Below are 22,447 nucleotides of genomic sequence, written 5' to 3'. Positions count from 1 at the left end.
GATTCGCTTCGACGTACTCACGCTCTTCCCGGACATCTTCGCCAGCTATACCGGCCAGAGTCTCCTCAAACTGGCGATTCAGGCCGGGTTGGTACAGATCAACCTGTGGAACATCCGGGACTGGACGGCGGACAAACACCACCGCGTGGACGACCGACCATACGGCGGCGGCCCCGGAATGGTGATGATGGCCCAACCCGTCATCGACGCGGTTGATGCCGTGCAGATGAAGGCCGAGACGCCGGGCCGATTGGTGATGATGACGCCGACCGGCCGACGACTAACACAGCGAGTGGTGGAAGAACTCGCCACCGAGCCGCGTTTGTTGTTACTGTGCGGGCGGTACGAAGGGTTCGACGACCGCATCCGACAGATTTTGCAGCCGACGGAACTGTCCGTCGGCGACTTCGTCTGCAACGGCGGGGAAGTGCCGGCGATGGTCGTGATCGACACGGTCATTCGCCTCATCCCCGGCGTACTGGGTGACGAGCAGAGTGCGGCCGACGACAGCCACAACGAAACCGGACGGCTGGAGTTTCCGCAGTACACCCGCCCGCGAAACTTCCGCGGTCTGGACGTGCCCGAGGTGTTGCTAGGCGGCAACCATCAGGCCATCGCCAAATGGCGTGACGAACAATCGAGACAACGAAGCCACGAAGAGACGAAATAAGGGAAACTAGCCATGCAAAACCGACTCATTGCCCTCATCGAAGACGCCCACAAAAAGAACGACATCCCCGACTTCCGCATCGGCGACACGGTGGACGTTCACCAGAAGTTGCTCGACGGCGTGAAGGAACGGACCCAAGTCTTCAGCGGCACCGTCATCTCCCGCAGCGGCAGCGGCGCGAAGGAAACCTTCACGGTCCGCCGCCTCGTGCAGAGCGAAGGCGTCGAGCGGATCTTCTTGGTTCACTCGCCGCGGATCGCCAAGATCGAAGTGAAGAAGGCGGGTATGGTCCGCCGGGCGAAACTGTACTACCTCCGCGACCGCGTCGGCAAGGCGACGAAGATCAAGGACGACGCCAAGCGTCAGGTCGTGATCGACAAGGCCATCAAGGCCGCGGCGGAAGCCGAAACAAAGGCCGCACAGGAAGCCGCCGCCAAGGCGAAGACCGAGGGCGGCACCAGCAAGCGGCAAGCGAAGAAGGCCGCCGCGAAGGAAGCCGCCAAGACCGCGAAGAAGTAACTTCCGCGACTTATCATGAGTCACGAGCCGCCACCACCTGTCAGCTTTAGTCGCTGGCCGTGGTGGCGGCGGTGGTTCGGAGACCGCTCCGAGCGAGCCGCCGCCACGTTTCTAGCGAAGTCCGGCCTACAAATCCTGGCCCGCAACATTTCCGACCGGCACGGCGAACTCGACATCATCGCGTGGGACCGCCGGACGCAAGAAATCGTCATCGTAGAGGTCCGCTCGACCGCTTCGAACGATCTGCACCGGCCCCTCGATAGCGTGAACTTCACCAAGCAAAAGAAGCTCACCGAGGCCGCCGTTCGATATCTCGCCCGCCGCAGATTGCTGGGTAAGGTGAACGCCCGCTTCGACGTGCTAGCGATCAGTTGGCCGCCGGCCGCGAGTGAACCCGTCTATCATCACGTCCGTCATGCCTTCGAGGCCGTCGGTCGGCATCAGATGTGGCATTGAAATCGTCTTCACGGCAGATCAACGCCGAGAAACGCAGACCGATCCGAAAACCATAGAATTGAGTCTTCTTCCGATCTGCGTACATCCGCGTCGATCTGCGGCTAGAAGTGTGGGGAAGTCATGTCGAGTTTTCGTCCGGTCGAGGAACAGCTTTCGATCCTACTCCGTGGGGCGTCGCACGTCGAGAAGTCGGCCGAACTGCGGCAGAAGTTGGAGCGCAGCTTCAAGACCGGCAAACCCCTGCGGGTGAAGTACGGCATCGACCCGACCGGCTTCGACGTTCACCTCGGCCACACCGTTCCGTTGCGGAAGCTGCGACAGTTCCAGGAACTCGGCCACACGGCCGTGCTCATCATCGGCACCGCAACAGCAATGGTCGGCGACCCGTCCGGCCGCGACGAGTCCCGCAAGGGGTTGGACGCCGCCCGCATCGAGCAAAACGCCGAGAACTACCTGACGCAGATCGCGAAAGTCGTGGACACGACGAAGGCCGAAGTCGTGCGGAACGACTGCTGGTTCGGGAAGTGGACATTCGCCGACATGCTGCGGTTGCTCGGCCGGGCGACGGTACAGCAGTTACTCGCCCGCGAAGACTTCAGCAATCGCTTTCGGGCCGAACCGTCGGTGCCGATCTACCTGCACGAGTGCCTCTACCCGCTGCTGCAAGGGTGGGACAGCGTCGAAATCCAGGCCGACGTGGAACTCGGTGGCACCGAACAACTCTTCAACCTGATGGTCGGCCGCGACCTGCAACGGGAAGTCGGCCAGGAACCGCAGGTCTGCCTAACTCTGCCGATCCTCCGCGGCACCGATGGCGTGAAGAAGATGGGGAAGAGTGTCGGCAACTACATCGGCGTCGGCGAAACGGCGAAGGAGCAGTTCGGCAAGACGATGCGCATCCCCGACGACCTCATGCGGGAGTGGTTTGAGTTACTGACCGATGTTACATCGGTAGAACTGCAAACGATTCTGGACGGGAAGCCGAACGAGGCAAAGAAGCGGCTCGGGGCGGAAGTCGTGAAGTTCTACTACGGCGATTCGGGGGCCGAGCACGTCTTGGCCGAATGGAAACGTCAGTTCGAGACGGGCGGCGATCCAGAGCAGATTCCCGACGTGAGCCTGAAAGCGTCGGACATCGTCGATGGGGCCATGCCCGCGATCAAACTGATCGTGATGTGCGGTTTCTGCAAAAGTAACAACGAAGCTCGGCAGAAGATCAAGGAGGGCGCGTTTAACTATGGCCCCGACCGCGCAAAACCCGTTGACGAGAAAGCCACCGTACCGGTTGCGGATGGATTGATAGCAAGATTGGGTCGGAAGCTTGTTCGAGTGAAGTTAGTATGAAATGACAAAACCGGCTCGCTAACGGCCTCTCCCTCCGTTAGCGAACCGGCTTAGACTAACGAAATAGATAATTGCAGCCCGCGTGCCAATTTTTCGGGCTGCAAAGTACATCTTCTGCAAGTCTATTATCGGCAGATATTTACAGTGGATGAATTGTTCTTTTCACAGATCGGGACCAGTCGCATCTTGCACAGTTTCTAGGCAATTCGTGCACACGATCTAGACACCAATTCGCCCCACGCCCGAAAACGGCCTAGCGACCACGCAAAAAGAGTCTGTTCCTGTGCTCTTCGAAGTGACTTTGCTGCCAGTACTCCCAAGTGGCGTGGCAGGTGAAGCCAAAGTTGTTGCCCGCGGGTGTTCCGCCAGAAAACGAGTTCCTCATTCCGTGACTGCATCTCGATCACCCGACGACTTGGCCGACGACCGTAACTCGCCGAGACGCGATGCCAGACGACGGCGGTCGGTTCGTAACAAATCTGATAGCCGCGATTGCGGATGCGAAACGACAGGTCCACGTCGTCGAAGTACGCCCCGAACGATTCGGGGAATCCGCCCGCTTCGACGAGTGCCTGTCGGCGATAAAACCCGGCGGCTGCGGAGACGCCCCAGACCGGCCGGGGTAGCGAATACGGGCCGCCCGGGTGAAATGGCTCGTTGTGGCCGCGTTTGATGGCGTAGCCGCCGGGATCGTACTCGTCGCCGGCGGTGTCGATCCGTGGGGGAAGCCCGAGTTCGCGGCGCGCGGGTTCGTTCTGCAAAACCAGCGGAGCCACGGCCCCGATCTTCGGATCGGCGAACCACCGCAGCGCAGCCTCGGCCCAACCGGCCGTCACTTCCGTGTCGTCGTTGAGCATTTCGACCACGTCGCCGGTCGCGGCGGCGATGCCCCGATTTGCAGCGACGCAGAAGCCTTGTGACTTTTCGTGTCGGACGACCCTGACGAACGGGAAGTCTTCCGCCGTACTAGAGACGATCGCGCCAGGGGAGCCGTCATCGACCACGATAACCTGCGTGCCCGGCGGGGCGTGATCTTGAAGGGAATCAAGGCAAAGGCGTAACAGGTCGGCACGCTTGTGCGACGGGATCACGATGGAAAATGTGAGGCTCATGGCTCGGAAGGGGTGTCCTGGGCGGCCGCGATCGGCCGGAGGAATTGGGCCACGAAGGAGACGTCGGCCGGGTGGGCCTTTTTTCGCGACGTTTGCAGCCGGAGTTCGCGGTAGCACGCGGCCGCGACGGAATCTCCACGCCACCGGGCCACTCCTTCCCGTGCCCTCGCCTCGGCGTGAACGAGGCGACGGAGGGCCGCGCGTTGCCACGGCTTCCAGTGCCGGCCGGCGAAGGTGAGCAGGGCGTGCCGGGTAATGAACCGCAGTGGGGCCGGAACGGTCCGCTTGTGTAACGGCCAGTGGTGCGTCACGGCCACGCGCGGGTCGTACCAGACGGTCCGGCCGAACTGCTGGACGCGCCGGCAGAAATCGACGTCCTCGTAGTAGAGGAAGAATCGCTCGTCGAGGCCGCCGAGTTCCTGGAAGCAATCCCGCCGCACCAACAGGCAACCGCCCGTGACCCATTGGACTTGGCGGCGGTCCTGGCTCGATTGGTGATGGCACTTCCGCCGCGAGCGGGGGAGGAACAAGCCCTTCAGGGTGGACGCGAACGTCGGGAAGTGGCCGGCCGAGGCCTGGTCGGTTCCATCGGCGTTCAGCAGGCGGAAGCCGATGACCCCGGTCGCCGAGTCGTGCTTCACGGCCGCGTCCACCGCGACGAGCACTTCGTCGAGAAAGCCGTCTTCGACCGTCACGTCAGGATTGAGTAGGAGCACCCACTCGGATGGGCCGACCCGAACACCGCGGTTCACAGCCGCCGCGAAGCCGAGGTTGGCGGAGTTGAGTTCCACCTTGACGCCGCGGAGGCCACGGAGGTTTTTCATCACCTGTTCGGCGGGCGAGCCGTTGTCGACGATGACGACGTTGGCCTCGCCGGCGCGGACGGCGTCGGAGTGGCGAAGTTGCCGGGTCAGCCGGGCGGTGTTCTGCCACTGGCAAAAGTTGACGACCACCACGCTCAGACGCGGAACCGCGACTTCCGAAGGCGCCGCTTGGGTCGGGCGCGTTCGGAGGGCCGGGTCGGTCGTTTCGTCGGCTGGCGGAAAGGCCAGGGCCATGCGGGTTCCTTCCCAGTGGCACGGCGAGTTTGGTGACAGAAGTGAAGGACTATACGCAGCCGGGGAAAACGACGCAACATCAAGTCCCGATGGGGTGCTCCCGGCGGTCAGGCCGGGGCCATCGGATTACTTCTGCTTGCACTTCGGCGGGCCGAGGACCTCGTTCAAAACGACGGCGAGGGGAAGCGATTGTTTGTCGCCCAACATCTCAAGCAGGCTGCGGCCGAATTGCGTTTTGCCAACAGGTTTCGGAGCGCGGGAAACGGACGGGGCGTCGTCCGGTTGCGGGGCCGATTGGCTGATCGGCGACGGTTCACTGCTCGGAAGTGGGGGCGTCGGTAGGACGGTCGCGGCCGGCAAGCGGTCCACCCGTTGCGACGGCGCAATCGTGGGCACGCCGTCCGACCGCTTCGGCCGTTTGACGGGGGCAACCGTTGGCACGGCCTTCCCGCCGCGGCCGTTCTTGGCGGGCTTCTTCGACTCTTCGCCGCCGGGCCGCTTCCGCAGTTTCTCGATCTCCTGTAGGAAGCGGTCCATGTCGCTGGACCCGGTCTTCACGCCGCCCGCGTTCGAACGGTTCGGCCGGCGACGCGGGGGCGGCGGTTGGTTGTCCTGCTGCTTCTTGATCGTCTGCGCAATCGCACTCACCACCGCGACGACGACGATGAAAACGACGAGGGCCCACGGCATCGCAGTCTCCCGGAAGTCCGCCCTACAGGCGGCTTAGTTCGTGCGGCCTGTACCCTCGGCGTTCCCGCCGCCGGACAGGGCGGAAATGCTGTTCCGCATCGACGTGTCGGATTGCAGGTTCCGCATGTTGTAGTAGTCCATGACGCCAATCTTCCCTTCGCGGAAGGCGGCGGCAATCGCCATCGGCACCTGGGCCTCGCTCTCGACGACCTTCGCCCGGAACTCTTCCACGCGGGCTTTCATTTCCTGCTCGAGTGCGACAGCCGCGGCCCGGCGCTTTTCGGCTTCCGCTTGGGCCACGCGAAGGTCGGACCCGGCTTGGTCAGCGGCCAGTTTCGCCCCGATGTTGTCGCCCGGCTCGAGGTTGGCAATGTCGATGGACACGATCTCGAACGCCGTCTGGGCGTCCAAACCAGACTTGAGCACTTCCTCGGAAATCATGCCGGGGTTCGCGAGGACTTCCTTGTGGTCGTGGGCCGAGCCGATGGCCTTCACGATCCCCTGCCCCACGCGGGCGATGATGGTTTCTTCCGTCGCCCCACCGACGAGGCGTTCGAGCTTCGTGCGAACCGTCACCCGCGCCTTCGCCAGCAGTTGAATGCCGTTCTTGCACACGGCGTCGAGGAACTGCTTGCCCTTCGCCGGGTCGGGGCAGTCGATGACCTTCGGGTTCACGCTCGTCCGCACAGCTTCCAGCACGTCGCGGCCGGCGAGGTCAATCGCCGCAGCCGTCCGCCAGGGGAGGTCGAGACCGGCCTTGTGGGCCGCAATGACGGCGGCGGCCGTCTTCGGCACGTTGCCGCGGGCGAGGTAGTGGCTTTCCAGGTCACCCGTTGTCACCTTCACGCCGGCCTGCACGAGGGCGATCTTCTGCTTCACAATCAGACCGTAATCGACGTTCCGCAACTTCATCCCGATCAGCGTGCCGATGCCAATGTTGGCCCCGGTCAGCAGGCTCTGGATCCAGAGCCGGACGAAGCTGAAGAAGATGAACAGGAATACGACGAACATCAAAACCGCGATGGCCGCGACGACGAACCAGACGGTCGACATGTCGTTGACCGGGCGGTTTTGAGCGAAGAGTACGGCCGAGTTGACGGATGGCACGATCGTTTCCTTTCCAGGAGGGGTTGTCACAAGTGTAACACCGCTCGACAGTCACGGCGACTAATATACCGGCAATTCGTGACACGGCGGCGGTTATTTCAAGTCGTCGAGGTCGAAATCGTTCAAGTCCGGCGGCTTCGCGATCTGCCGCACGACGACGCGACTGCCGCGAACCTCCAGGCATTTCACCCATACGCCGACGTCGATCATCATCCCTTCCGTCACCACGTCCACCCGGCGGCCGTCGAACACGGCGGCCCCGGACGGCCGGAGCGGGGTCACGGTCTTCCCGATCTTGCCGACGAGTTTGTCCCCTTCGCGTTCGGGTTCGTTGAGGGAATTGCCGTCGTCCCCTTCCAGCGCGCGCAGGGCCATGCGCCGGCCCCAGACCGACATGCCGGCGATCACGAAGATCGGCTCGCCGATGCACAGGACGACGACGGCGGCCACCGTCTCGCGGTAGTCCTCCGCGTTGGCGGCGACGACGGCCACGGCGGCGAGCGAAACCAGGAAGCCGGCGACGATGAGAATGCCGCCGGTCGGCAGGAAGTACTCTGCCATAAAGAGAATGAGGCCAATGGCCGCGAGGACGATGGCGATGGACAGGTACGACACGCTTCGGGCTTCCCGCAAAAGGTAGGGTTACACTTCCTTCACGACGATGCGATTGCCTTCGACCTCGACGACCTGCACGCGAACGCCGGCGCTGATGAACCCGCCCTCGGTCACGACGTCCACGTACTGCTCGCCGAACTGGGCCATGCCCGCCGGGCGGAGGGGCGTCGCCGCCGTGCCGATCGCGCCGAGCAGCGCGGCGGCGGCAACTGCGCCGGGCAGGTCGGCCATCGGGTCCGCGTTCGGGTCATCGGATGGCGGCAGGAGGACCATGCGGTTCGCAAACGGAATCTGCGGCAGGAAGCGGGCGATGAAGAACGCCACGATCATCCCGCCGGCCATCGCACCGACGTACATCGTGATGCGAGCGCCGAACTCGGTCCAGTCTTCGACGGTCACGGGGATGCGGTCGAAGGTTGCCAACCCGATTCCGGCGAGCAGGAAGAGCACGCCGAGCAACCCCGTGACGCCGAAGCCGGGGATGACGAACACTTCCAGCAACAACAGCAGCAGGCCGAGTAAGAAGATCAGCCCGCCGAGGATCGCCGTCTGGCCGCTGAACTGCGAGTGCGCCCAGAAGATCAGGATGAAGCACAGGGCCGCGATGATGCCGGGGACCGTGACGCCGGGGACCTTGATCTCCAAGATCAGGCCCGCGAAGCCGATGACCACGAGCAACACGGTGACCGCCGGGATGCGAAGGTAGTTCGCGAACCGGTCGAGCCAGCCGGGCGTCGCCTCGCGAACCTTCCCCGACTCGACGCCGTAGAGGTTGTACACTTCGTTCAGGTCCGAGTGATCGACGGCGAAGCGGGCGATGCCCAGTTCGACCGCCCGCGTCGCGTTCAATTTCAGGTACTGGCCCTTACTCTTGACGGTGCCGACGGAATCCCAGTCCTTCTTGGACGCCTCGAACTCGGCCTCGGTCATCAGCCGACGGCGGTTGCGGTCCACCCGGCCGACCGCGTTGACGATCACGAGCTCGCGGTCCACCATCCCTTCCAGAAGCAGAACCGGGTAGCCCCGTTGGCTCGCGAGGTCGATCAAGTTTTTCTTGAGAAGTTCCTTCCGGGCCGGGTCGCGGAGGACGCTTTCGAAGTCGCCGAACACGGCCTCCGGCTCTTCCCCACCAGCGGCCTTGACGTCCTTCTGCTTGCTCATCACGATCTCGCTGCACCCCAGGGCGATCAGCGCGGCAGTGTCGGGAGCGGCCACGGGGATGAAGGCGACGACGAGCAAACCCTTTTCCTTCTGGGTCGTGATGAGTTGGTCCGCGATGTCGCGGGCGGCCGAGATGTCGCCGCCGGAGCAACGTAGTTCCAAGAAGAGGACGTTCCCCTTTCGACCGATGACGTCATCGACGGTCCGCTTGACCGCCTCGCGGACGCCGCCATCGACCTGCCCGTGCAGGGTCAGTTTGAACGCCACCGGCGTCTGGTTGTTGAGCGGGTCGTCCCGGAGACTGCTCGACGAAAGGGAATAAAGCTCGGCCACTTCCGCCCGCGTTTCGGCCGTGGCGGTGACGAGGCCGAGTTGTTTCAAGCGGTCGGCCGGGAACTGACCGGCCGACCCCGATCCCGCGAACGGCAGAGGCGTCGGGTCGGGAACCTTCCCCCCGGCCTTCCGAAAGGCGTCCGCGTCGCGGAGGTCGATGTAATAAGCAAGTCCGTTCTTCTCGCCGCGACCGAGCGACACGCCACGGTCGTACATCTTCTTCACGACGGCGGCGAAGCCCTCGCGACTCTTGCCCGGGATTTCCGCGTAGGCCGCGATGACGGCCTGCTTGAGCGTCTCCCCTGGCGGCACGATCTCGCCGAGGACGCCGGCCTTCGCCATGACGATTTCCTTGCACGCCAGCACCGGCAGTACCGTGTGGCCGCTGACCGCGTTCGAGACGAAGCCGATGGTCGTCAGGTCGTGGAGCTGGCTGATGTAGCTCGCGAGTTCGTAGCACGCGCCGAAATCGGTCGTATTCGCCTCTTTGGCGTCGGGGTTAAAGTCAAAGACGGCCTTGTGGATCGGCCGGTTCGGGTTCGTCCGCCCCGCCTCGATGCGGTTCTTGACGCGCGTAACCCCCTCGCTGGTGAGGGGATTTGGGACGTTGATAAACAAACCCTCGTCGACCAGGGCATTAGCCGCCGCCACCCGGCCGCCTTGAACGCCCAGGAGCACGGTCAGGAGAAGTCCCAAGATTCGGGAAATACCCGCGATCGGGCGTTCGGGAGCCATCAAGATCGTCCTCGAGATCGGGCCTATCCGGTGTGCGTGATTCTAGCGAATTATAAGCAACCGTCAGAAGTGGAGCAAAACGTATCTCCAGCCTACCGCACGTTATTTGATCTTTCGCCACCACCCGCGCCGGATTTGCAATTCTTCGCCGTCTACGCTCCCACGTCCAACCTCATTCGCACCCGAATTGCTGGTTGAAGTGCCAAAACACTCCTGCGTGGCGAGCCTGCAAGGAAGAAAATTCAATCATCAAAATATCACCCTCGACCGCCGGGCATGCCAGAAATAGCGGATATGCCGTAGGGAGATGCCGAAACAGAGTAGCTTCCGCAGTTCAGGGGGATTGCATCAGGAATCCCAATGGAATAAAAATGTGCAATCTGGCAAAGATGGGCGATTAGAGGGGTTACTAATCGTATCTCGACCAGGATCGAACACGTGACCCAACTCGGGATTCGGTAGGACGCCGCTGCGGTTCGATGATGTGGCAGCGCCGCAGGTCATGATGAACTGTGTGTGCGTGTGGGGTGGCACGCCATGCGTAGGGTTGTGATAACCGGTATCGGAGTCGTGGCTCCGAACGGGGTGGGGAAGTCGTCGTTTTGGGACGCCTGTAAGCAGGGTGTTTCCGGCATCGGCCCGATTACGTCCTTCGATCCGAGCAACCACCCGGTCAAGGTGGCGGGTGAAGTCAAAGATTTCGACCCCGAACCGTACATTCCGGTTCAGGCGCGAAAATCGTTGAAGGTCATGGGCCGGGCCGCGAAGTTCGGACTGGGTGGAGCCGGTTTGGCGATTCAGGACAGTGGCCTGAATCTCGCGACCGAGAACCCGGAGCGGATGGGCGTGGTCATGGGGGGCGGCGTCGTGCCCGTCGATCTCGCGGAACTCGCCCCGATGCTCGCGCGGGCCTGTCAAGAGAACGGGGCGTTCGACGAGCGGCAACTCTCGACCGACGGCAACTCGCCGCTCTTCCCGCTCTGGTTGTTGAAGTACCTGCCGAACATGGCAGCCGCGCACATCAGTATGGCGTTCAATTGCCAGGGGCCGAACAACACGGTAGTCACGGCCTGCGTCGCCGGGACGCAGGCCGTGGGTGAAGCCTACCGCCTCATCGACCGCGGAGAGGCCGACGTGATGCTCGCCGGCGGGGCAGACAGCCGGATCGATCCGCTCATGCTGCTCGCGTACACGGCCCTCGGGACGTTGAGCCGGTCCGCCCGGCCGGCCGGCGAGATGTCGCGTCCGTTCGACCGCCTTCGGGACGGGTTCGTGATTAGCGAAGGGGCGGCCGTTCTGGTCCTCGAAGAATACGAGCGGGCCAAGGCCCGGAATGCCAACATCTACGCCGAAATCCGCGGCTTCGGCAGTACGTTCGATGCGTACTCTGTCACAAAGCCCGACCCGGATGGGAAAGGCGGCGCACGGGCGATTCAGGCGGCGCTCAAGGAAGGCAGCGTCGACTACCGCGACATCGGCTACATCAACGCCCACGGCACCAGTACGCGGCTGAACGACGCGATGGAAACGGCGGCCGTGAAGCGGGTGTTCGGCGAGAGTTCCCGCGACGTGCAACTCTCCAGCATCAAGTCGATGATCGGCCACAGCATCGGGGCGAGCGGGGCCATTGAGGCGGCGGCCCTGGCCATGAGCCTGCAATCGCAAGTGTACCCGCCGACGATTAACCTGACGAACCCCGACCCGCAGTGCGACCTCGATTACATTCCGAACACGGCCCGAGAGAAGAAGGTGAAGTACGGGCTTTCCACCAGTTTTGGCTTCGGCGGCCAAAACGGCGCGCTGGTGATGGCCGCGGTCTAATCTCCGTTCAGACCCCAAAAGCCCAGGCACGGTCGTGCCTGGGCTTTTTGTTTGCAAACTTGCTCTTGCACGCCCGCCACATTTTGGTTCACAATCACACTCCCCACGGATTGGGGATCGCAGATCAGCCGAGAGACACGGATGTCGAACACCACGACGAAGCCACTATTCCTGTTCGGAACGGTCGCCGCGCTATTGGCGTGGGCGTACTGGCCGACGCTTGCGTTCCTCTACGAGAAGTGGATCGGCGACCCGCAGTATTCACACGGGTTCCTAGTCCCGCTTTTCTCGGCGTACCTCATCAATCAGAACCGCGACCGCTTCCGGTTGCAGGACTTCAACCCCTGGCCGATCCTCGGCGGCGGTGTGCTGGTCCTCGCCGGACTCATGCGTGTCCTGGCGGGCGGGCTACTGTTCCACCAACTCGATGCGATCTCGCTCTTGCTGGCCTTGGCCGGTGCGGCCCTCGCCTTCGGTGGGAAGCGGTTGCTCTTGCTGACGGCCCCAGCGATCTTGTTCCTCGCCTTCGCGATTCCCCTGCCGTTCGAAGTGGAGCGAAACGTCGGCGGGCCGTTGAAGAAGTCCGCGACGATTGCGACCACCTACCTGTTGCAGGCAATCGGCTTCCCGGCCATTGCGGAAGGCAACCTCATCCTGATTGACGAAGTCCGCCTCGGCGTCGTGGACGCCTGTAGCGGCCTCAAGATGCTCATGACGTTCGCGGCGTTCTCCATCGGTGCAGTCCTGCTCAACCAGCGGTCGTGGTTCGAACGGGGCATGGTCATCCTCGGCATCGTGCCGGTGGCGATGCTCACGAACATCCTCCGCATCGCGGCGACCGGCGTGTCGCACACCTTCGTCCACGACAAGGCGACCAACGCCCTGCTGCACGACGTGTACGGCTGGTTTATGATGCCTGTCGGCCTGGGATTGCTCGCTCTCGAACTCTGGATTCTGAAGCGACTGGTGGTAGCCGAACCCCGCCGAGGAGTCGATCAATGACCGCTACCACGACAACGACGACGGCACGAACCGCGACACCGGCACGTCCGGCCCCGCCGCGGTCCACCGCGAAGGCCGACGCAGACGCCACCGCCGCCATGACCGGCCGCCTGCTCGCGTGGCTGCGGTTGTACTGGCTGACGATCCTCTTCTGCGGCGGCCTGCTCGGGGCGGGGTTGGCGTACGTCGCGTGGGCGCTGCTCGCGTCGAAGTACGAGTCCTACGCCCTGCTGCGCGTGGCCTCGTCGCCGTTCAGCGTTTCCAGCAACCGCGACCCGAACCGTTCGCGGACCGACTTCACGACGTACCTCAAGACGAATTCGAACATGATCAAAAACGAATTCGTCTTCAACAAGGCATTGAACCTCGAAATCGACGGCGTCCGTGTTAGCGACCTGGGCACCATCAAAGAGCAGAAAAATCCGTTTCAGTTCCTCGAAGACGAGCTCGTCGTGAGCAGTCGGGAGGGGGACGAAATGATCCGAATTTCGATGAAGGGTCACAACCCCGATGACGTTCGGCGGATCGTCAACGCGGTGCAGATGGCGTTCATGCAGGAAGTCGTTGAGAAGGAACTCGAAGACCGTAAGGAGTTCCTCCGAGTTCTCGACCGGATTCTCGTCAGCAGCCAGAACACGCTCAACGAGAAGACTGGGAAGAAGGACACCGCTCCTCCGCCGGTCGATGTTAAGTCGCCGGGGGCCCTGCCCTCCACCCTGCTGCCGGTCGGCGGCGTGCCCGTGAACGGCCCGCCCGAGTTGGTGAAAAAGCAAATGGCCACCGGTCTCATCACTCGATGGCTCGCGTTACGGGAGGAGGTGAACAACGACCTGCCGATCATGATCTCCTCGCAGAAAGCCCGCATCGAGATGTTCAAGAAGCAGCTCGGAAGCCTCCAAACCCCGGCCGCGGCGACACCGGACAGCGGGCCGACGGCTGAGATGCTGTCGGCGGCCGTGGAACGCGATCCGGACGTGAAGGCGATGGAGCAGGACGAGAAACGGCTCCGCCGCGAGTCGACCCTGGAGCGCGAACGCTACTCGAACCCCAATGCACCGAGCATCGTCGCCAAGCTCGAACGCGCCAACCAACTCACGGCCGAGTTGGCGGAATTGAAGAAAAAGAAGCTGGCGCTCTACGCCCAGATGAAGGTCGGCCCGACGGGAACGCTCACCACCCCGGCCCAACCGAGTGTTAACCCAAAGATTGCCGAGTACGACGCCGCCGTCCTTCGGTTGGTGGAGTTGGAGACCCGGTACGAAAGCTCCAAGGTTCGCCTGAAGGAATACGTAGAAGAGATCGCGAAGCTTCCGCCGGACGCCGATCCGATCAAGCCGGTGGACTACCGCGTCAAGGAGACCGACAAGAAGACAGTCAGCCCCGACGCCTCCCTCGCCGAAGCGGAGGACACGATCTTCCGCAGCCTCGCACAGAACACCGCGGCCCTCCGCCTCGACCTGAGTTCGCCGGAACGAGTCACGGTTCGGCAAAAGGCCTCGACGCCGATGCAAAAGGACACGAAGAAGCAACTCCTCGGCACGGCCTTCGCCGGGTTGCTCGGCTTCGCCTTCGTCGGCCTGCTTGCCGTCGGCTACGAGATGAGCATGAAGAAAACCTGTGGCCTTGCGGACGTGAAGGCGACCGTCGGCACGCCGGTCGTCGGCGTCGTCCCGTGGCAGAACGCCGCGTCGATGAGGGAGCCCGTTCGCCGGGCCGAGGTGAACGAGGCCATCGACAAGCTTCGCGCCTACGTCACGCAGTCGTGCCTGCCGCGCGGGGCCGCGACCGTGACCGTGACCAGCCCGCACACCGACGAGGGGAAGTCCTACGCGGCCTTCGCCCTCGCCAACAGCCTCGCGGACGCCGGTTACAAGACGCTGCTCATCGACTTCGACCTGCGGACGCCGACCCTACACACGCTCGCCGGCCTTGAGAACCGCGCCGGCGTCTGCGAACTGCTCCGCGGCGAGGCGGACTTCAAGAACACGATCAAGGTTCTCCCGAACGAACTCCACCTGCTGACAGCCGGCGCGTGGACCGACGACGCCCGCCGCGCGGCCGGGAGCGGCCGGTTGGAGCAGTTGCTCACCTGCCTGAAGGAGCCGTTCGACTGCGTCATCCTCCACAGCCACCCACTGTTGACGGCGGCCGAGTCGATCGAGGTCGCCCGCCGCAGTGAGGTCGTGCTGCTCTGCACGCTCTGCCGCGAGACGACGCTGCCGCTGCTCAAGAAGGCCACGGATCGGCTCACCACGATGGAAGTACCGTTCACCGGCATCGTCTACCTCGGCGCGACGCCCAAGGAGGCCCTGTGTTGAAATCCAAGATTCCGCTCTACGTCGTGGTCGCGTTGGTCCTCGGCGCGGCCGTCGTCCACGGGGCGATCACGCAACGGTGGTCGGTCTTCACGCCGGACGCCGCCCGCACCGACCGGATGCACGCCCTCCGCATCTCGGTGCCGGATTGCGACGTGTCGGATATCGAGTCCGACGTGCCGTTGAAGGAGCGCAGCGTCGCCACCTCGCGGCGGTATCAGCCGCAAGACCAAGAGTACGTCGCGCTCGTGTCGATCATCTCCGGGGTGCCGGGGGCGGTTTCGACGCACACGCCGGACGTGTGCTATCAGGCCAGCGGCTACCGCATGATGCGCGGCATCAAGCGGGAGACGGTGAAGTTGACGAACGGCGAGACCGCGACGTTCTTCGTCACCGACTTCGAGAAGAAGAAGGAAACCACGGTCGAGCGGCTGCGAATCCGCTGGTCGTGGACGACGAACGGCACGTGGGAAGCCCCGGACTACGCCCGCTTCCACTACATGAAGGCGGCCGAGTTGTACAAGTTGTACGTCGCCACGCCGTTGCCCGAGGCGGACGGGAAGGCCGCCGAAGACCCGGCCGCCGTGCAGCAGTTCGTCCGCGCCGCCTTCGAACAGTATGCGGCCGCATTCCGCTGATTGCCACCACCTGGGACGTCGCCCGCTACTTCAAGGATGAATCGGACTGATGGAAAAGACATTACCCTCGAAATCCTCGAAACCGAAGTCGCTTCCCGTGTTCCACGTCAAGGCCATCGCCCTCGAAACCGTGGCACTCCCCACCCCGCTCCGCCGGCCGATGCTGGTGCGCGACTTATTCCACGGGGCGGTCGCGGCGGCGCTGTTCGTGTTGGCGCTGCCGGTCATGATCCTGGCAATGCTCGTGGTAAAGATGACCTCGCGGGGCCCGGCGATCTACCAACAAACGCGGTCAGGCCGCGGCGGCGTGCCGTTCACGATCTACAAGATTCGCACGATGCGCAGCGACGCCGAGAAGGACGGCCGGCCGCAGTGGTCCACCCGCGGCGACAGCCGCATCACCCTCGTCGGCCGATTCCTGCGGGCAACGCACATCGACGAACTCCCGCAACTGTGGAACGTGCTATCCGGTGAGATGAGCCTCGTCGGTCCGCGGCCGGAACGGCCGGAGATCATCGCCGTTCTGCGGCAGGAAATCGCCGGCTACGACCGCCGCCTCGCGGTGAAGCCCGGCATCACCGGCTTCGCGCAGATTCACCTGCCGCCGGACGAGACGACCAACTGCGTGCGGCGGAAGCTGACTTACGATCTCTTCTACATCCACCGGGCGGGGATCGTGTTCGACTTCGGCATCCTCGTCTGCACGGCGCTAAAGGTCGTCGGTCTGAAGGCCGTGTACCGGCGCAAGTAGGTCGGCCTGCCACGGCAACGGCGAGCGGCCCGGCGTAAGCGGGCCGTGTCTGGATAAGCTCGCACAAGACACGGCCCGCTTACGCCGGGTCGCTCGCCATCGACACGACAATCAGTCGCAGAGGAGGCACGGATGCCGCCGGTCAACGTGAGCGTGATCGTTCCCGTGCGGAACGAGTCGCGGTCGATCCGACAGACGCTCGTTTCGCTCTTGTCGCAGGACTTCCCCGCCGATCAATTCGAGGTGATCGTCGCGGACGGGTTCTCGACCGACGACACCGTGCCGATCGTCCGGGAACTCCAGAACGAGCACCCGAACCTGAAGCTCGTCTACAACCCGCACCGCTGGTCGAGTGCCGGGCGGAACCTCGGCCTGCGGCAGATGCGGGGGAAGGTCGCCGTCATCGTGGACGGGCACTGCCACGTCCCGGACCGCAACTACCTGCGGAACGTCGTGGACGCTTTCGCGGAAAGCGGGGCCGACAGCCTCGGCCGGCCGCAACCCCTCGACGCCCCGAACCCGACGCCGTTCCAGGCGGCCGTGTCGGTCGCCCGCTCCAGCCGCCTCGGGCACAACCCCGAGTCGGACATCTTTTCGGACGAGGCGAAGTTCGTGCCGCCCCAGAGCACGGCGGTCGCGTACCGGAAGGACGTGTTCGAAACCATCGGCCTCTTCGACGAGCAGTTCGACGCCTGCGAAGACGTGGAGTTCAACCAGCGCGTCCACGACGCGGCCCTCACCTGTTTCTTCGCGCCGACGATCAAGATCGTCTACGACCCGCGGATGACGCTCGGCGGCCTGTTCAAGCAACTCGGCCGTTACGGGGCCGGTCGCGCCCGTCTCGCGGCCAAGCACCCGCGGTCGCTCTCGCTGCCGGCGATCGTCCCGCCGGCGTGGTGCGTGTGGCTCGTCGTCGGTGCTGCCCTCGCGTTCTTACACCCGCTGCTGCTCGCCGCTTACCTCGGGTCCATCGCTCTGTACGGGAGCGTCATCACGGCCGCATCGGCGTGGCTCGGCCGGAAGCAACCGGCCCGCATCGCGGCCCGCATTCCGCTTGTGTTCCTCGCGATCCACTTCGGGTTCGCGTGGGGATTCCTCCGGGAAGTTGGTCGGCAGGTCCGCGGTCTGCTACGATCCTCGGTATGACGACCGGCAACACCGTTCCCGATTTCAGCTTCCAACGGCCCGACGGCTCGACCGTCGCCCTGTCGGAGCTGTTGCACGCGGACTGCACGTACTTGCTGTTCATGCGGCACTTTGCCTGTATGCCGTGCGTGGTGCAGGTGAAGGAAATCTCCCGGAACTACGAGCGGCTTCAGGAAGCCGGCATTCACGTTCTCGGCGTAGGTCATGCCCCGCCGCCGGTGGTGACGCAATTCCTGGAACGCAACCCCATCCCCTTCCCAGTTGTGACCGATGTCAGCCGCGAGAGTTACAAGGCGATGGGTTTGCCCCGCGTCCCGCTGCGGCACTTCCTCCGGCCGCGGATTCTGCTCGACTTCTTCCGCCTACTGTTCAAGGGCGAAAAAATCCTCCGCCTCACGCACACCGAAGACATCCAACAGCTCGGAGGCGACTACCTGATCGGCCGCGACCGGAAAATTCTCTACGTCTACCCGAGCCGGGACGCGACCGATCGTGTGAGCGTGGAAACGCTCCTGCGGTGGCAGGCCGAGCATCTTCCCATTGCGACAGCCGCCGCCCGTTGACTCCCGGCCGCTTCGCACCTACCGATGATAGTAGAACCCCGCCGATTCTCACATCCGCCGAAAGGATACCCTGACGATGAATCGCTGGCTTTACGCCTTCGTGCTCGGTTTGGGCACTCTCCCCGCCATCGCCGCCGAGCCGCTCGACGTGCTCCTGCCGAACGAGTCGATCAAGATTCCGTTCAAGGACGACGTGCCGATCGTCTACGTCACCCGCAACAGCGGCCTCGCCGAGTGGAACAAGCTGCCGGGTTTCTGGAGCGAGGGCACGCAGCCGGCCGTTGATCCCGCCACCGGAACGACGGTGACGCGGAAGGTCATCAAGATCAAGGTTCCGCTCGGCCTGTCCACGGCCCCGCCGGTACCGACCGAGAACCCGATGACCCTCGCGAAGTGGAACCTCGGCAAGAAACTGTTCTTCGAAAACAAGCTCTCGTCCAACGCGAAAGTGTCGTGCGCGACCTGTCACCACCCGGCGAAGGGGTACACGGATCAATCGCAGTTCTCTTCCGGGATCAACAACCTGATCGGCGGGGCGAACGCCCCGACGGTCTACAACTCTGCGTATAACCGCTTCCAGTTCTGGGACGGCCGGGGCAGTTCGCTCGAAGACCAGTCGCAGGGGCCAGTCGGCAACGCGAAGGAGATGTTCGCCGGCTCCGGCCAACCGTGGGACGAGGCGGTGCTGCGTCTCCGGGCGAATCCGGAGTACGTGAAGGCGTTCGGCCAAGTCTTCGGCCACGCCCCGACCCGGGACGGGGCCGCGAAGGCCATCGCGGCCTACGAGCGGACGGTCCTCATCGGCAACAGCATCTACGACCGTGCCGAGGTCGCCATGAAGAAGCGGCTTGCCGACGACGACACCGGCGGCAAGCCGGAACTGAAGGCCGAAGACTTCACCGCCGTCCTCAAGGACGCAATTACGAAGAAGGATACGCCGGCTCTGTCGGTTCTCGGCGGTGAAGTCGACGCCGACGCAATGAGCAAGCGGCTCGTGAACGGCCGCAACCTCTTTTTCGGCAAGGCCCGCTGCACGAACTGCCACGTCGGGGACAACTTCACCGACGGCCTGTTCCATAACCTCGGCGTGGGGGCGATCAATGGTGTACTGCCGAAGGAAGACCTCGGCCGCTACGGGGCCCTGCCGACCGGCCACAAAGACCCCACACTCGTCGGGGCGTATAAGACGCCGGGCCTCCGCGGACTGGCCGACACCGCCCCGTACTTGCACGACGGCAGCGAGAAGACGCTGGAAGCGGTGATCGAGTTCTACGACCGCGGCGGGAACGTCAACTCGTTCCTCGACGAGAAAATGCGGGACACGACCGCGGAACTGGCGTACCTGAAGGCGAAGGCGGCCGGCCAACCGCTCGACCCGACCGTGAAAGTGTTCACGCCGAACGGCGCGCCGATCATCCCGTTCAAGCTGAATCTCACGAAGGAGGAGAAGGCCGACTTGGTCCTCTTCATGAAGGCGCTTCAGGGCGACCCGGTCGATCCGATTGTCGCCGACCCGACGAAATTCGTCGGGTCGTAATCCCGACCGAATGGCCGTTCCGGCCCCGGCCGTCTACAAGAGAGCCTACCGCGTTGCTGACGCGGCAGGCTCTCTTCCATTTCTGGAGGTTCAGGCATGTCCAACGAAGCCCCCGCCCCGCCGGAGCCGGAAGTGTGGCCGCCCCTGTCGATCCTCGACCGCCGGGTACTCGGCGTCCTGATCGAGAAGCAGAAGACCTCCAAGTCGCCCGACGCTTACCCGATGTCGATCAACGCGATCACCACCGGGTGCAATCAGAAGTCGAACCGCGACCCGGTGCTGGACCTAGACGAAGACGACGTGGAAACGACCCTGACGCAGTTGCAGGGCGGCGGATGGGTGTCGAAAATCACCGGCGGGCGAGTCGAACGCTGGCGGCACCTGCTCTACGAGAACTGGCGGGTTGGCAAGGTCGAGCTCTCGATCCTTGCGGAACTATTGTTGCGCGGCCCGCAGTCCGAAGGCGACCTCCGCGGGCGAGTCGGTCGGATGGACGACATCGCCGACCTCGACCTGCTCAAGACGCTGTTGAAACCCTTGGCCGATCGCGGGCTGGTCGTCTACCTGACACCGCCGGACCGCCGCGGATGCGTGTTGACCCACGGCTTCCACCCGCCGGAAGAGTTGGAAGCCGCCCGGGCGACGTTCGGCAACGCGGCGGGCGGGCCGTCGCCGACATCTCGCGGGGCGAGCGTCGGGGCCGATCAGTTGGCGGCCGTTCAAGAACGGCTGGGTCAGGCGTTCGAAGACATTGCCCGGCTCCGGTCCGAAGTCGCGGCCCTTCGAGAGCAACTCGCGGAGCTTCGATTAAATCGTTGAATCGATCAACGGGGAAACGAAAATGCCCGCGGACCGATGTCCGCGGGCATTGTTGTTGACGGCTAGAACTTACTTGCACTTCTTGCCGAAGAGGCCCTTCAGGAAGCCACCGTGGGACGAACCGCAGGTCGCGGCCGGAGCGGAGCAGCTGGAGGTAGCGGCGGCCTCACAGCCACCGCAGGACGGGGCGACGGTGCCACACGGGGAAGCGACCGGCACTTCGATCGTCTCTTGGTACGGGATACACTCGTTGTAGGTTTCCGTCTTCACTTCCTTGACGGTTTCCCACGTCGAAACCTTGCGGGTGCCTTCCTTCGTCTCGGCCTTCCAGGTCGTCACGGGGACCGTGACTTCCTTCTCTTCCGCGACGACCTTGCACACCTTTCGGGTGGCGTTGACCGTTTCGGTGACGAGCTTGTTAACGGCAACGGTGACTTGCTTCGTCTCGGCGACGACCTTGCACACCTTCCGCGTGCCCGTTTCCGTCTTCGTCGTCCACGTCGTCACCGGGACCGTGATCTCCTTCGTTTCCGCGACGACCTTGCACACCTTCCGCGTGCCCGTCTTGGTTTCGGTCTTGCACGTCGTCACCGGGACCGTGATTTCCTTCGTCTCGGCGACGACCTTGCATACCTTCCGCGTGCCCGATTCCGTCTTCGTCGTCCACGTCGTCACCGGGACCGTGATCTCCTTCGTTTCCGCGACGACCTTGCACACCTTCCGCGTACCGGTCTTGGTTTCGGTCGTGCACGTCGTGTGGGGGACGCGAACGGTGTACGATTCGGCGTGTTGCGTGTAGACGGTCTTCGTGACGGACTTCATTTCCGTCACCGTCTGGCAGGCGTACGTCGGGGCCGCCGTGGCCGCGCACCCGCCGCAGTGGGCCGCCGCGCCGCACGGGGAGCAGGACGGGGCACAAGCCGGGGCTGCGGAGCCGCAACCCGATCCCACGAGCACCCGCACCGTGTGCGTGTACGGCACGCACTCGGTCACGGTTTGCGGCACGCAAACGGTCTTCGTGCGGACTTCGTCCGTGTACGTCGTGACCGGCACTTGAACGGTGTAGGAATACGGCTCGTCAACCCAGACGGTCTTATTTTCCGTCACCGTCCGCTTCTCGCTCGTCGTCACCGGCACGTTCACCGTGTACGTGTACGGCTCGTCGACCCACACCGCCTTGTTCTCCGTCACCGTCCGCTTCTCGCTCGTCGTCACCGGCACGTTCACCGTGTACGTGTACGGCTCGTCGACCCACACCGCCTTGTTCTCCGTCACCGTCCGCTTCTCGCTCGTCGTCACCGGCACGTTCACCGTGTACGTGTACGGCTCGTCGACCCACACCGCCTTGTTCTCCGTCACCGTGCGGGGCTCGTTGACCGTCACGCACTTGCTGACTTGGTAGGAGTACGGCTCGTCGGCCCAAACTTGCTTGTGTTCGGTGACCTTGTGCTTTTCGTTCGTCGTGACCGGCACTTGAACGGTGTACGTGTACTTCTCGTCCTTCCACACTTCCTTCTTGTACTCGACCGGCACTTGGCGGGTGCGGGCTTCCACCTTGTACTTCGTGACGACTTGGGTCGTCGTGGCCGGGGCGCAGGGCGCGGCCGGGGCAGCCGGGGCGGCACAAGGAGCCGTGATGACCGCATCGCTGCAACCACCGCAAGCCGCTGGAGCCGGGGCGCATTCGGTCACGGCCGGGCTCGCGCAGACGGCCTTTCGCTTACCACCGAAAGCGAACGACTGGGTTGGGGTCGAGGCCAGCCAGGCGGCTGCACCCATCACCGCAGCCACATAAACTCGACGCTTCATCTGAATACTCCAGGAAACGAGGGGGAAGAAGGGACTGGGTCGTATTACACACGGGTCTGGGCGATAGAAAATCGTATTCCTGTCATCCCTGACGACCTAACCGGTCTATCTTTCCCACACTGTGCAGAATTTCCAGTTCACGAGAAGCTTAGCCAATCCCCCAATGACCGACAACGTAAACTCGGTTGGTTCTGAGGATTTTTCCAAGATCACGCCTTCCGGTTGTGCGGAGTTTAGGAATTGATT

General features: G+C 63.6%; 19 protein-coding genes and 1 pseudogene. 13 read left to right on the top strand and 7 right to left on the bottom strand.

Features of this window, described 5'->3' with window-relative positions; all coding sequences use genetic code 11:
* Position 1 precedes the first annotated feature (1 nt).
* From trmD to tyrS, 4 genes and pseudogenes are all read left to right on the top strand, one after another.
* Positions 2–670 (top strand): tRNA (guanosine(37)-N1)-methyltransferase TrmD, encoded by a 669-nt coding sequence (trmD, locus tag PX52LOC_RS25215; protein WP_149115621.1) that lies wholly within the window; start codon positions 2–4, stop codon positions 668–670.
* A gap of 12 nt (positions 671–682) precedes the next feature.
* Positions 683–1,039, top strand: a pseudogene (rplS, locus tag PX52LOC_RS25210) (50S ribosomal protein L19); the annotation flags it as partial.
* 165 nt (positions 1,040–1,204) lie between these two features.
* Positions 1,205–1,645 (top strand): YraN family protein, encoded by a 441-nt coding sequence (locus PX52LOC_RS25205; RefSeq protein ID WP_149112680.1) that lies wholly within the window; start codon positions 1,205–1,207, stop codon positions 1,643–1,645.
* 120 nt (positions 1,646–1,765) lie between these two features.
* Positions 1,766–2,989, top strand: a complete 1,224-nt coding sequence (gene tyrS, locus PX52LOC_RS25200; RefSeq protein WP_149112679.1) for a tyrosine--tRNA ligase — start codon at positions 1,766–1,768, stop codon at positions 2,987–2,989.
* Positions 2,990–3,186: 197 nt separating this feature from the next.
* Here tyrS and PX52LOC_RS25195 read toward each other — a convergent pair whose 3' ends face one another.
* The 6 genes from PX52LOC_RS25195 to PX52LOC_RS25170 form a co-directional block, all read right to left on the bottom strand.
* Entirely contained in the window at positions 3,187–4,101 is a 915-nt protein-coding gene (locus PX52LOC_RS25195) for a glycosyltransferase family 2 protein (RefSeq protein WP_149112678.1), read from the bottom strand.
* Entirely contained in the window at positions 4,098–5,159 is a 1,062-nt protein-coding gene (locus PX52LOC_RS25190) for a glycosyltransferase family 2 protein (RefSeq protein WP_149112677.1), read from the bottom strand. Before PX52LOC_RS25190 ends, PX52LOC_RS25195 begins: the two co-directional genes overlap by 4 nt.
* Before the next feature lie 126 nt (positions 5,160–5,285).
* Complete coding sequence (locus tag PX52LOC_RS25185) at positions 5,286–5,849, bottom strand: hypothetical protein (RefSeq protein ID WP_149112676.1); 564 nt, start codon at positions 5,847–5,849, stop codon at positions 5,286–5,288.
* A 33-nt stretch (positions 5,850–5,882) separates the two neighbouring features.
* A complete protein-coding gene (floA, locus tag PX52LOC_RS25180; protein ID WP_149115620.1) occupies positions 5,883–6,902 on the bottom strand; it encodes a flotillin-like protein FloA in 1,020 nt (339 codons plus the stop codon).
* 147 nt (positions 6,903–7,049) lie between these two features.
* Complete coding sequence (locus PX52LOC_RS25175; protein ID WP_149112675.1) at positions 7,050–7,571, bottom strand: NfeD family protein; 522 nt, start codon at positions 7,569–7,571, stop codon at positions 7,050–7,052.
* Positions 7,572–7,598: 27 nt separating this feature from the next.
* Positions 7,599–9,800 (bottom strand): NfeD family protein, encoded by a 2,202-nt coding sequence (locus PX52LOC_RS25170; protein ID WP_149112674.1) that lies wholly within the window; start codon positions 9,798–9,800, stop codon positions 7,599–7,601.
* Between the two features lie 537 nt (positions 9,801–10,337).
* Between PX52LOC_RS25170 and PX52LOC_RS25165 the strand changes: the two genes are divergently transcribed.
* From PX52LOC_RS25165 to PX52LOC_RS25125, 9 genes are all read left to right on the top strand, one after another.
* Complete coding sequence (locus PX52LOC_RS25165) at positions 10,338–11,621, top strand: beta-ketoacyl-[acyl-carrier-protein] synthase family protein (protein WP_149112673.1); 1,284 nt, start codon at positions 10,338–10,340, stop codon at positions 11,619–11,621.
* A 141-nt stretch (positions 11,622–11,762) separates the two neighbouring features.
* Positions 11,763–12,623 carry an exosortase/archaeosortase family protein gene (locus PX52LOC_RS25160; protein WP_149112672.1) on the top strand — a complete coding sequence of 287 codons (861 nt, stop codon included), beginning with the start codon at positions 11,763–11,765 and terminating at the stop codon, positions 12,621–12,623.
* A complete protein-coding gene (locus tag PX52LOC_RS25155; protein WP_149112671.1) occupies positions 12,620–14,941 on the top strand; it encodes a tyrosine-protein kinase domain-containing protein in 2,322 nt (773 codons plus the stop codon). Before PX52LOC_RS25160 ends, PX52LOC_RS25155 begins: the two co-directional genes overlap by 4 nt.
* Complete coding sequence (locus PX52LOC_RS25150; protein ID WP_149112670.1) at positions 14,938–15,576, top strand: hypothetical protein; 639 nt, start codon at positions 14,938–14,940, stop codon at positions 15,574–15,576. Before PX52LOC_RS25155 ends, PX52LOC_RS25150 begins: the two co-directional genes overlap by 4 nt.
* 97 nt (positions 15,577–15,673) lie before the next feature.
* A complete protein-coding gene (locus PX52LOC_RS25145) occupies positions 15,674–16,327 on the top strand; it encodes a sugar transferase (protein ID WP_315853229.1) in 654 nt (217 codons plus the stop codon).
* 132 nt (positions 16,328–16,459) lie between these two features.
* Positions 16,460–17,473 (top strand): glycosyltransferase family 2 protein, encoded by a 1,014-nt coding sequence (locus PX52LOC_RS25140; protein ID WP_149112668.1) that lies wholly within the window; start codon positions 16,460–16,462, stop codon positions 17,471–17,473.
* Positions 17,470–18,036 (top strand): peroxiredoxin-like family protein, encoded by a 567-nt coding sequence (locus tag PX52LOC_RS25135; protein WP_149112667.1) that lies wholly within the window; start codon positions 17,470–17,472, stop codon positions 18,034–18,036. The genes PX52LOC_RS25140 and PX52LOC_RS25135 overlap by 4 nt, the downstream gene beginning before the upstream one ends.
* 76 nt (positions 18,037–18,112) lie before the next feature.
* Positions 18,113–19,573 carry a cytochrome-c peroxidase gene (locus PX52LOC_RS25130; protein WP_149112666.1) on the top strand — a complete coding sequence of 487 codons (1,461 nt, stop codon included), beginning with the start codon at positions 18,113–18,115 and terminating at the stop codon, positions 19,571–19,573.
* Positions 19,574–19,669: 96 nt separating this feature from the next.
* Positions 19,670–20,392 carry a DUF480 domain-containing protein gene (locus tag PX52LOC_RS25125; RefSeq protein ID WP_149112665.1) on the top strand — a complete coding sequence of 241 codons (723 nt, stop codon included), beginning with the start codon at positions 19,670–19,672 and terminating at the stop codon, positions 20,390–20,392.
* Between the two features lie 69 nt (positions 20,393–20,461).
* Here PX52LOC_RS25125 and PX52LOC_RS25120 read toward each other — a convergent pair whose 3' ends face one another.
* Entirely contained in the window at positions 20,462–22,201 is a 1,740-nt protein-coding gene (locus tag PX52LOC_RS25120; RefSeq protein WP_149112664.1) for a hypothetical protein, read from the bottom strand.
* Positions 22,202–22,447: the final 246 nt, after the last annotated feature.

The sequence above is a fragment of the Limnoglobus roseus genome (assembly GCF_008254045.1).
GTDB lineage: Bacteria > Planctomycetota > Planctomycetia > Gemmatales > Gemmataceae > Limnoglobus > Limnoglobus roseus.
The sequence above is the reverse complement of the archived record's forward strand: the minus strand, read 5'-3'. Positions and strand labels throughout refer to the sequence as shown.

Excerpts from the sequence above, each read along its gene's own strand:
- PX52LOC_RS25205 (WP_149112680.1), top strand. The coding sequence starts at position 1,205 with ATGAGTCACGAGCCGCCACCACCTGTCAGCTTTAGTCGCTGGCCGTGG.
- tyrS (WP_149112679.1), top strand. The coding sequence starts at position 1,766 with ATGTCGAGTTTTCGTCCGGTCGAGGAACAGCTTTCGATCCTACTCCGT.
- PX52LOC_RS25195 (WP_149112678.1), bottom strand. The coding sequence starts at position 4,101 with ATGAGCCTCACATTTTCCATCGTGATCCCGTCGCACAAGCGTGCCGAC.
- PX52LOC_RS25190 (WP_149112677.1), bottom strand. The coding sequence starts at position 5,159 with ATGGCCCTGGCCTTTCCGCCAGCCGACGAAACGACCGACCCGGCCCTC.
- PX52LOC_RS25185 (WP_149112676.1), bottom strand. The coding sequence starts at position 5,849 with ATGCCGTGGGCCCTCGTCGTTTTCATCGTCGTCGTCGCGGTGGTGAGT.
- floA (WP_149115620.1), bottom strand. The coding sequence starts at position 6,902 with ATGTCGACCGTCTGGTTCGTCGTCGCGGCCATCGCGGTTTTGATGTTC.
- PX52LOC_RS25170 (WP_149112674.1), bottom strand. The coding sequence starts at position 9,800 with ATGGCTCCCGAACGCCCGATCGCGGGTATTTCCCGAATCTTGGGACTT.
- PX52LOC_RS25165 (WP_149112673.1), top strand. The coding sequence starts at position 10,338 with ATGCGTAGGGTTGTGATAACCGGTATCGGAGTCGTGGCTCCGAACGGG.
- PX52LOC_RS25160 (WP_149112672.1), top strand. The coding sequence starts at position 11,763 with ATGTCGAACACCACGACGAAGCCACTATTCCTGTTCGGAACGGTCGCC.
- PX52LOC_RS25155 (WP_149112671.1), top strand. The coding sequence starts at position 12,620 with ATGACCGCTACCACGACAACGACGACGGCACGAACCGCGACACCGGCA.
- PX52LOC_RS25140 (WP_149112668.1), top strand. The coding sequence starts at position 16,460 with ATGCCGCCGGTCAACGTGAGCGTGATCGTTCCCGTGCGGAACGAGTCG.
- PX52LOC_RS25135 (WP_149112667.1), top strand. The coding sequence starts at position 17,470 with ATGACGACCGGCAACACCGTTCCCGATTTCAGCTTCCAACGGCCCGAC.
- PX52LOC_RS25130 (WP_149112666.1), top strand. The coding sequence starts at position 18,113 with ATGAATCGCTGGCTTTACGCCTTCGTGCTCGGTTTGGGCACTCTCCCC.
- PX52LOC_RS25125 (WP_149112665.1), top strand. The coding sequence starts at position 19,670 with ATGTCCAACGAAGCCCCCGCCCCGCCGGAGCCGGAAGTGTGGCCGCCC.
- PX52LOC_RS25120 (WP_149112664.1), bottom strand. The coding sequence starts at position 22,201 with ATGAAGCGTCGAGTTTATGTGGCTGCGGTGATGGGTGCAGCCGCCTGG.